The organism is Actinomadura fulvescens, from assembly GCF_039533225.1.
Lineage (GTDB): Bacteria > Actinomycetota > Actinomycetes > Streptosporangiales > Streptosporangiaceae > Spirillospora > Spirillospora fulvescens.
The window spans coordinates 1-8,725 of the sequence record NZ_BAAATD010000037.1 but is presented as its reverse complement, the minus strand read 5'-3'; the positions used below and the strand labels follow the sequence as shown (position 1 = coordinate 8,725).

General features: G+C 66.7%; 5 protein-coding genes and 2 pseudogenes. 2 read left to right on the top strand and 5 right to left on the bottom strand.

The genetic code is table 11. The features are described 5' to 3' along the window. Positions 1-325: 325 nt before the first annotated feature. Both ABD333_RS47210 and ABD333_RS47205 read right to left on the bottom strand, forming a co-directional pair. Positions 326-667, bottom strand: a pseudogene (locus ABD333_RS47210) (TioE family transcriptional regulator); the annotation flags it as partial. A 627-nt stretch (positions 668-1,294) separates the two neighbouring features. Beyond that, a pseudogene (locus tag ABD333_RS47205) lies at positions 1,295-1,453 on the bottom strand (MerR family DNA-binding transcriptional regulator); the annotation flags it as partial. 645 nt (positions 1,454-2,098) lie between these two features. Here ABD333_RS47205 and ABD333_RS47200 point away from each other — a divergent pair. Further along, the gene (locus ABD333_RS47200) at positions 2,099-2,362 is read left to right on the top strand and encodes a hypothetical protein (protein ID WP_344549475.1); all 264 of its coding nucleotides are present in this window, start codon (positions 2,099-2,101) and stop codon (positions 2,360-2,362) included. An 821-nt stretch (positions 2,363-3,183) separates the two neighbouring features. Here the strand turns inward: ABD333_RS47200 and ABD333_RS47195 are convergent. The 3 genes from ABD333_RS47195 to ABD333_RS47185 form a co-directional block, all read right to left on the bottom strand. Next, positions 3,184-4,026, bottom strand: a complete 843-nt coding sequence (locus tag ABD333_RS47195; protein WP_344549474.1) for a hypothetical protein — start codon at positions 4,024-4,026, stop codon at positions 3,184-3,186. Continuing rightward, positions 4,023-4,973: a ParA family protein gene (locus tag ABD333_RS47190; protein WP_344549473.1), complete on the bottom strand. Its 951-nt coding sequence runs from the start codon at positions 4,971-4,973 to the stop codon at positions 4,023-4,025. Before ABD333_RS47190 ends, ABD333_RS47195 begins: the two co-directional genes overlap by 4 nt. 1,949 nt (positions 4,974-6,922) lie before the next feature. Further along, complete coding sequence (locus tag ABD333_RS47185) at positions 6,923-7,636, bottom strand: hypothetical protein (protein ID WP_344549472.1); 714 nt, start codon at positions 7,634-7,636, stop codon at positions 6,923-6,925. A gap of 135 nt (positions 7,637-7,771) precedes the next feature. Between ABD333_RS47185 and ABD333_RS47180 the strand changes: the two genes are divergently transcribed. After that, positions 7,772-8,392 (top strand): SMI1/KNR4 family protein, encoded by a 621-nt coding sequence (locus tag ABD333_RS47180; protein WP_344549471.1) that lies wholly within the window; start codon positions 7,772-7,774, stop codon positions 8,390-8,392. The last annotated feature ends 333 nt before the right edge of the window (positions 8,393-8,725 follow it).

Genomic DNA, 8,725 nt, shown 5'->3' with positions numbered 1-8,725 from the left:
GCCCGCCTGCGCGTAATCGCAGGCGACGCACCGACCGAGAAGATCGACCAGCAAGCAATCACCGCTTAACCTGCACAAACAGATCACGCGAAGGCCGATCTCTTACACCACTCCGCTGGACGTGACCGCGGCGCCTACGGACAGGCGCCGCCCTACCCGCCAACTTCGCCGAGAGGCCTACTCCCCCACGACGCCTACCAACTGCCGTCCAGCAGCGAGCACATCCCCCGGAGCACCGCTCGCTGCTCATTCGCCGTGGGTTGCGCGTGTGGCAAGCGTGATGAGACACCGCACCGATGAGGGGCCGCCTGCGACGTCGTAGGCGCTATGGCGTATCGAGGTAGGCATCAAGGGCACCCGCACCCGCCAGCATCGCGAGGCCTCGCGCCGTCAGCCGGTCGCGCCATTCCTTCAACGTCGCTTGCAGCGGCTCGGGTCCACCTGCGGCCCGTACCTGCTCAAGCACTCGTGCGATCTGCTCTAGCCCATGCCCGCCCCGCCGTAGCTGGTGGGCGAGCTGCGCGTCCCGCACGTCGGCGGAGGTGTAAACGCGGTAGCCGGTACGTGCATCGCGTTGGGGCACGACTACCCCGGCCCGTTCCCACTTGCGCAACGTAGCCGGCCGGATGCCGAGCCTGCGAGCCAGCGGCCCAATGAACGTCATATCCGCCGAGGGCGCAGGCGGCGCCAGATGGCGCGATGGCTTCAGGCCGTGCTGCGGTGCCTTGAGATTGTGCGAGGACCCTGTGTCGTACGACGACGCCAGGACGCGCGGCGGCGTACGTGGCGGCCCAGACCCGCGCAGCGCTTCCGGCCTCGGATCGTGTGGCGACGCCACATCGCGATGCGGCGTTGGCCCGCGCTGTGCTTCGGGCCTCGGCCGGTGCGGCGACGCCAAGTCGCGGTGTGGCGCTGGGGTACGTGGCGGCCCTGGCTCGCGCGTTGATCTTGGGGTGTGCGGCGTCAGATCATGGGGTGGCGGCACTGGGCTGCGTGCCGGCGAATCCGGGTCGTGTGGTGGCGCCAAGCTGCTGGACCGTACCGGGCTGTGCGGTGATTCTGGGCCGTGCGGCGGCGCCAGCTGACGGGGCGGCGTTAGGTCGTGCGGGGGCTCCGGTTCAGGGGGCGGTACGAGATCGCGGAGGGCGCGTTCCACGGCTTCGAGCGTGCGGCGGTCGTCGGCCAGTTGTGCGTGGCTCTCGTCGACCAGGCGCAGCGCCTCCTCGACCGCGCCGCCGTTCACGGCTCGCATGATCGCCGCCGCGGTCGCATGGCCGTGTGCGGGGATCAACGTCATGAACGTCCGCAACGCCGCCGCATGGCGTGGAGCGTAGATGCGGTAGCCGTGCGGCGAGCGTTCGGCCGGGGGCAGGATCCCCGCCTCCTCGTAGTTGCGCACGGCCTGCGCGGACAGTCCGTGTTCCCGCGCCAGATCGATGGGTCGCAACCGCATTTTGAAGGTATACCTTCGCCATCCGCTCGAATCGTCGCCAAAGTTTACGTGGAAATTCAATAGTTAGGTCGAAGGTACGACGCCTTCTCGGGGGTCCGAGGCCGTCGACGGTCACGCGCACCGAGGCGGCGAGCCGCCAGCTACTACGGACGGCGCATCAGCTGGCCCCGCTCGCGCCATGAACGCCGGGTATGGCCGACATCGTGCCCGTCCGCGTGGGCGCGATGTGATGATGGCCGACAACCTCGTTCGCCCACAACCGTTGCCTCTAGCGGCCAAACAGCCACCTGCGGCTCGCCGACCTGCTGCTTCAGCGGCACGCCATGCGTACCGCCGACCGCGAACGGCAGCCTCGGCGGCCAGTACGCCTTCGCCGCACGCCTGAGTGTGGCGAGCGGCGTACGGGCCGGGTCATGGTGGGTGGCGTATGCCCTGGATGCGGGTCGAGCGCTGTAGGGGCTGGCGGATTGAGCGACGCGCGCCCGAGCGGATCGGGGCGAGGGACATGCTCTCGGTTGCTACGAAGAGGTACGCCTTTGGAGATGAGGGGTGTATGTCTCAAGTGTGCAGCAGGTGCGTTGAAGTGGCTTCCGAAGAGCTGGAGATGCATGAGGCACCCTCGCCCTGTCTGGATACGGTGAGTACATGGGTGGTGGTCAGCCGGGTCTGGACGAGATCGAGGCGTGGTTCGCTGGTGTGGTCGAGGGACGTGTGAGCCGCGATGCGGCTGACCGGTGGGCTGGACGTTGGTACACCGACGATGATCTCGAATGGGACGATCTGTCCCGGTGGGCTCTGGGCCTTCTCCACGGAATCGATCTGAGGCCGGAACCCCGTGGGCCGTACGTGCACGACGACGAGCAGGTACGCGGATGGCTTGAGGAACTGCAGCGCCGCCGCGCCGAGTGACACTCCGGCGGCCGTCCCAAGGCCTTGCTTCTTGCGCCCGGGGCGGGTCGTACGGTGTACGACCGGGAGGGCAGGGGGCAGACTTCATGGCCGTCACCGTTCAGCCCACGGGCCTGGGGACTCGACTACCCGTGGCCGCGGGGCTCTTCCTCGACCAGGTCGGCTGCGGGCGGGATGTCCTCGACCGGCGCGAACAGCGGCAGGGATGGCAGCCGCCCTTCTGCCACATGAACTCGCCGCGTTGACACCGATCTCGTAGCCCGCTGAGCTGGCCCTCCTAGTTTCGCCCCCGTCTGTACGCGCGGGCGGGTGCTCCTCGTGGTGTCGGAGGCGACCGCCTTGGAGCCGGTCCGCTGCTCACCGCTCAGGTGCAGGTCAACGCCCTCGTGCTGCGCGATCGAAGCGGCGTATGAGGCCCTCGATCGCGAGAGGAGGCTTGGGCGATACGCAAGTCGTGGGCGAGGTAGTCGGCGTGTGGAGTTGCTTGCGGCTCGCAAGGAGACCTGCGTTCTCCAAGTCGGGCTTGGTGCCCGCGATCCGGCAGTGGTGCTCCGCTCCGTCCAGGCCGCCGATGCGCGTGGGCGGACGGACGGAGACCGCAGGTGTACGGCGCGTGGGCGTAAAGGCGCGTCGTCGCTGGATCTTCGTGCGGCAATCGCACTCGGTATGTCGGCCTGCCGGCGGTGCGCTGCGAGCCGAGGTCGTGGGGGTTTGGGTGCCGACCTCCTGATCAGTCTGGGGGCTTGCCATCGGCCAGTGTCAGGAGGTCGGCGGCTGCCGGGGAGGGCCGGGGTCGTTCGCCGTGCGGACGGCGTGCATGGTCAGGACGTTGGTCGGCGGGCTTGTTTGAGGTCGACTTCGGCGAAGCGGAGGGGGTTGTCTTCCAGGTACGCCTCTACGGCCGCGGAGACGAGCTGGCTCACGCTTTCCGCGCCGTACTCGACGACGAACCGTTCCAGAACCTCGCGTTCGGCCGGAGTCGCTTGGATCGACCAGAGGCTCCGGGCGCCGCCCTCGTCGGTCCAATGCCGCGGCCGCCGCCGGGTCGAACGGCTGGGGAACGCGCTGTCCGCCGGGCGCGGGTCGACTCGCCGGGCCTCGACGAGGGTGCGCAGAGTGTTGGCGCGCCGCGATTCGTCGATGGCGTCGTAGGCGATCTGTGCGTTGGACATCCCCTCCGCCTTGGCCAGCCTGGCGGCGGTCTTGCGGGCCCATGACTTCAGGTAGATCTGGACCTGGCTGGTGGTCTCGGCGGAGACATCGTCCAGCTCTTCGGAATGTACCTCGGCCGGCTCGGCTGGCTCAGCAGGCTTGGCGCGGCGGCGACGCGGACGGCTGCCGGAAGGCTGAGCAGGCGCCTCTTCCGGCGTGGCGCTCGGCGGGGGCGGCGCGGGGACCGTCCGAGGTTGCGGCGAAGGTGCCTGAGTGCGCGTACGCGACGCAGGAGCCGGCGCCGGAGCTGGAGCTGGAGCCGGGGCCGGAGTTGCGGCCGGCGCGGGCGTAGGTGCGGGCACCGGCGCGGCCACTGGTTCGGCCGGGGCGGGCTCGGGTGCGGCTGGCGGCTCGTCGACCGTGCCCAGGAACGCGAACGGGTCTGAGCTGTCCCCTGCCTTCGCCGAACCTCCAAAGATGTCTGACAGGCCGCCCTTGGCTCCGTTCGTCATGCCTGCGCACCTCGCTGCTCGGACTGCGCGATGACCATCAGCAGCTCTTTGGCGAGGTTGAGGTAGTCGGTGGCCAGCCCGTCCAGCGCCGCCGACATCGGCCGGGGGTTGAGGCCCGACCGCTTCGCCGTCCAGTAGTTCGGCTGCTGCTCGGCGTACTCCTTCAGCTCGTGTACGAGCATTCCCATCTCCCGGCAGTCGACCGCGACCCTCTCGGCGTGCCGGATGTGCTGCTGGAACAACGGGGACTTGTCCTCGCCGCCGAACAGGTCGGCGACGCTCTTGCGGACCTTGCCATGGATGGCCTTGGCGTTGGTCCCGGTCGCGAACAGCACGGCGCCCAGCAACTGCATGGTGGGGTTGATCTGCCGCATCTGCTGGAACCGCTGGGCGACGAGCTCCATGCCGTCGAGGCTGCCGTCGTCGGACTTGGTCGGGATCATCACCCAGCGCGCCGCGGCAAGCGCGAGGTTGTCAAGGACGGGCGACTCAGGCGGGCAGTCGATCACGATCAGCTGGTACTCGTGCGCGATCGGAGCGATGGCGGCGGCCAGCTTCAGGTACGCCTCGTGGAAGTCGCCCCGGGTGAGCAACATCGTGATCGTCAACGTCAGGTCCTCAAGCTTGGACCCGCCGACCGCGACATCGAGGTTGGGACGGACGTCGGGCGCGACCTGAAGAGCGGTGCCCTCGACGATGGCGCTGCGCAGAGCCGCGCCCTGGTCGTCTTGCGGCGTCCGGCGGATGCCGAAATCACGGCTGAGGTTGCCCTGCCGGTTGAGGTCGATCGCCAGGGTCCGTCGTCCCGTCGCCGCCACCTGCCCAGCCAAGTTGGCGGTGATCGAGGTTTTGCCCACACCGCCCTTCTCGTTGATGGCGGCGACCACTCGACGGAGCGCTACCGCGCGGCTTCGATGGTCCTTCACCCAGTCCGTGGTGACTGTCATGGCCCCCAGCAATTCTCTCGTGCCCGGCTTGCTATGGGCTCTCTTCCTAGCAGAGGCCTCGTTGGCCCCTCAAGCACCCGAACGACCGTGTCGCGGTGACAGCGTCGTGTGCTGTTACCCCCGGCGCTTACTGACTGTCCTCCCCGGGAGCTTCATCTCTCCCCTTTGGACGCGGGTCCTCTGCTTCTGCCTCTGCTCCCCCGCCTTGCTGACCACTCCCCCGGCGCGCTGGCGACTCCCCCGGCGCGCTGGCCGCTTCCCTGGCGCGTTGACTGCTTCCCCGTCTCGCTGGCCAGTCCCCCGCCCCGCTGACTGCTTCCCCGTTCTGCTTGCTTCTCCCCCGCTCCGCCGGGTGTGTTGTCTTGCCTCTCCGTCCGCCACCTGGTCAATCGGCGTTCCTTTGAACGGATCGCTTGCGCAACCGCCTGGACTGCTGCCCCTTTGTTTGGGCTGCCTACGTTCCCACCTACTGCCGTTCCCACCTACTCCCCCGGCGTTCTTGCTGAGTCTCAGTTCCCTGCTGCTTGCATGTCGCCTCTCTCTGGGGTTTCCGCTGCCTGTGCTGGTGCTCGACTGAACGATCGACCAGCTGCCCTGCTAGCCGCCTTCCGGATCGCTCCTGCTCTCCCTCAAGGGTTCTCTTGCTTTGTCGCACGTCCCACCTGCCTTCTGTGCTCACGAACCGTCGTTCGCCCGGGTGACCGCGCTATCGCCCCATCTACCTACCGCCGGGGTGGGGGAGTGGACGGTCACTAGAACTACGTGTCTAACTTTCCCTGGGGTTATCTGTGTGCTCATCGGTCCGTCCAGCTAGCTGTGTATCCCTGACTCACTCAGGTGGAGCATCGGTCGGATAGTCGCTGCGTACCGCATGTCTCGCCTCTACTGCACACCCAGATATCACAACTGTGAGTTGAGCGGTCTGCTCTGCTGTATGAGCATCAGTGTCTGTTGCGACTCGCTGAGCATCGCCATGCGACCTCTGACTATCTGCCTGTCTGTCTACTGCACTATCAGGGCTTACATCGTTGGCCCTATCGGTAGGACTATCGGTTCTGACCTGCGGCTTTTAATGTCTGATGGCGATCCAGGCGGACCGATCTCCTCATCGCGGTCAGGTAGCCGCGCCCGAACGTCCGGTCGCGAGGGGCGGCGATTGGGAAGTTGACGGGCTCGCGAGAGCACGTAACTCCGATTCCCTGTGGAACGTAGGCTGCGGTGAGGTTCACTCGCGGCGACAGGGTTAGGTCATTGAACGCCGCCATCAAGGCTCGTACAAGGCGGACCTGCCAGGATCACGACGTTCACCATCAGGCCCCGCGTCGTGAACACAGCTGCCTTAACGCCTGATCCGTACGGTGGCGAACGGCTCTCCCGCATTCGGCCGATGCCGGCCCAGCCCCTCAGGCAGGGGCTCTGCGTACCATCCAGGAAGGGCAGATCACCGAGCGCTACACCAAGGCCGCCGAACAACCGCTTCGCCTGTGTCGTTAACACAGCTGTCTTAACGCTTCGCCTGTAGGACTTCCGAGGTCGTTCGCTCCCCGACTGTGGTGTCGGCACGTGTTTGATGCACCGTCGTGGTGTGCGGCGTGCCGATGTCGCACGTCCCGCCACGTTCGTTGCTGGCCGGCTCATGTCCGCGGCCTGGCAGGTCTTCTGCCGTCAGAAGCGCCTCGTGGCTGGCTGCTTGAGTATGTCTTGCGCTTGAGGAGCGACTCGTGGCTGGCTGCCTGCGTATGTGTTGCGCTTGACGAGCGTCTCTTGGCCGGCGTTCAGGCTGAGCGCCTTGTGGTGACGATCCGGCAAACGTCTGCGCTTACCGAGGGTTTGCTGTCCCACGGGAACGCTCCCAGAAGGACTACGGCTTACATGGGCCCTTGCTAGAGCTCATGCGGCTGTACTACGGGCCATGTGCTTGCATGCAGGTAGGAACGTGTCCGCGTGCGCTACAAGTTGCGTACTGCATCAAGCGCGGCCTCGGCTTCCGGTGTCCGGGCCGCTGGGACACCGAGCGTGCCAGCGTGTTCGACGATCTGCTCTGTGGCGCATCGAAGCTGGACTGACAGGCTGGCCGCGGTCAGATCCGTGATCTCGCTCGAACGCATGGTGAGCTCGATGCCCTCGGCCCATTCGTCGGCGTCCTCGTTGGTAGTGAGGTCTTCCCACTCCTGAAGGAGCTTGTGGGCGACGGTCTTGAGGTGAGCGAGTGCTACGTCAGGCGCAGGAGCGACATCCTCGACAGCGTCTGCTGGGACGGATAGGCGCGCGGCTGCAATTTCCCTGGTCAGAGCCTTGATTCGGTCGTGGGTGCCCTGTCGGCTATGGATGCCGGTTGCTTCGCTGAGCTTGGGCGTTTTGATGCGGTCTGCCTTGGCTGTGAGCAGGGCGCGGAGCATGAGGCGGTCCAACTGCTGCTGAGCCAGTCGAAGCAGCCTGATGGCGTCCAGTACATCGTCCTTGGCTTCAGCCGCAGGTAGGGCGTTCCGTCGGTCAAGCGCCCACGTTGCGAAGGCCATCAGGTCTTCTGGTGCCGGATGCGTCGCCAGCTGCGGATCCTCCTGGTGTCGAGCCTGAATTGCCGCGATAACGTCGGCCGCCTTGAGGTGTCGAGGCAGGGGAGTCGCCTTCCGCATGGGACCATCCTGCCAAACCGTCAGCATCTTGCTGACGGTTTGGCTTGAGCGACACGCCCGCAACCCATGGCCGCCTGCGACTGAGCGCTTCGACATGCGACTAAGCGCTTCAATTGGCTGAAACCGGGCGTCGCGCTCTCAACGGTCCGGCACCATGATCGGATGGAGCACAGTGTCGATGAGTCGTGGGACCGGATCCTCGCCTGGCTCGCAGAGAATGCTCCGGACGCGCTGGCGCGGATTGGCCCACCGGCTGCGGCGGCGGAGCTCGCTGAGGCTGAGGCAGCCCTGGGGGTGGCCCTTCCTGCGGGCCTTCTGGCCTGGTGGCGCCGCGCGAACGGCGCGGACCGGCCTTGGCACGGCCGGCCCTTCGACCTGTTGCCGGGTTACTGCCCTGTCCCGATCGAGATGGCGCTTGATACGCGACGGATCCTGCTTGAGATAGCCGAGGCGGACGAGTGCGACGCAGATGAGATCGCGGAGCTGGAGGCCCAGCCGGCGGGGTCATGGTGCGATACGTGGCTCGCACCCTGGATGCCCATCGCGACAAGCCAGGGTGGGCAAGAACTGTTCGTTGACCTGCGGCAAGGGCCGCTCCATGGTTGCGTCAGGGAGTACGACAAGGTCGGCGCCGCCGAGAGCGCACCAAGGTGGACCGACGTCGGCGCCATGCTCACCGACATCGCCGGCGCGCTGGAGCAGGGGACCGAGATATCTGGCCTGTATGCCGGCCACGTCGAGGTGACCCGAGACGGATCCCTTTGCTGGCGAGGACCTGATTGACCTGGCCGGGTGACGCAACTGAGTCGAAGCACGGAAGTTGTCACTGACGCGTTGAGCTGACCTGCGGCTGCGGTGCGGCTGCGGCTGCCGGATGGGCTTGGCGCGCTTGTTTGTCACCGGCGAGGCGCGATACCTGTCGCCACGCGGATTCTCCCCATCACGGTGGCCCTGTTGGCTTGTGCACTGTCCCTTGGTGGGCTGTGAGCGGTTGCGTCCACGGAGATGGTGTACGAGTTTGACCAGGCCAGAGGGCGTGGCGTCGTGAAGTAGGACGGCCACCGCGTGATCCTTCGAATCGACCAAGATCTCGAAGGAAAGGAAACGCGATGGCCG

Coding starts and splice junctions, on each gene's coding strand:
- ABD333_RS47200 (WP_344549475.1), top strand. CDS start 2,099: ATGGGTGGTGGTCAGCCGGGTCTGGACGAGATCGAGGCGTGGTTCGCT.
- ABD333_RS47195 (WP_344549474.1), bottom strand. CDS start 4,026: ATGACGAACGGAGCCAAGGGCGGCCTGTCAGACATCTTTGGAGGTTCG.
- ABD333_RS47190 (WP_344549473.1), bottom strand. CDS start 4,973: ATGACAGTCACCACGGACTGGGTGAAGGACCATCGAAGCCGCGCGGTA.
- ABD333_RS47185 (WP_344549472.1), bottom strand. CDS start 7,636: ATGCTGACGGTTTGGCAGGATGGTCCCATGCGGAAGGCGACTCCCCTG.
- ABD333_RS47180 (WP_344549471.1), top strand. CDS start 7,772: ATGGAGCACAGTGTCGATGAGTCGTGGGACCGGATCCTCGCCTGGCTC.